At 64.6% G+C, this 627-nt stretch carries 1 protein-coding gene; it reads left to right on the forward strand.

Annotation, left to right across the window (positions count from 1 at the left end):
* Positions 1 to 293 precede the first annotated feature (293 nt).
* Entirely contained in the window at positions 294 to 383 is a 90-nt protein-coding gene (locus AC2JF9_RS08190) for an LPXTG cell wall anchor domain-containing protein (protein ID WP_500726810.1), read from the forward strand.
* The last annotated feature ends 244 nt before the right edge of the window (positions 384 to 627 follow it).

A 627-nucleotide genomic window follows, 5' to 3' on the forward strand; every position in this document is an offset into this window, starting at 1 on the left:
GTGACCTCGATCCGGTGGCTCTGATCGCACGAGTATCGTCGGGAGCCGAGAGCCTGTCGAACAGGCTCGATCCTGCCGGTCAGCGACAGATCGAACAACGCCTCACGGAGCTCGCGCGCCGCTCGCGGTCCTGAGAAGGGGACGTCGACTGGTCGCGGGCCAGATCGCCCAGTGTGGCAGGATCGAAGCCTATGGGCAGGCGATCGCTCGGGCAGGGGAGGACCCGCAGCGGCTGCGCCGACGCAGAAGGTCTCGAAGCCGACGGCCCGGAAATGGTTCCTTAACTCGGAAGGGTGCGGATCAACGCGCTGCCGGCCGCGCTCGCCGGGGTCGCACTGCTGGGGCTCGGTTATCTCCTGACAAAGCGGAAGCGGAAACTCTGATGCTCCAGCCGAGCTGCGGAGGCAGCCCGCACCGTCGCCGCGACTGCCAAAGACGTGAAGGGCCACCTCAGCCGGCAGGTTGCCGAGGAGCCTCAGATCCAGCGCGAACAATATCCCTAATGCAAGTTATGCAAGGCAAAGTTCCGGTTCCGGCGGCGGAACCGAAATGGCAGCAACCCGCAGCGGCGGCGAAACGGGGAAGCCATAAAGATAAAAGGGACGATAGGGTGCTTGGTAATCGGGC

This window comes from Lactobacillus sp. C449L (assembly GCF_059900815.1).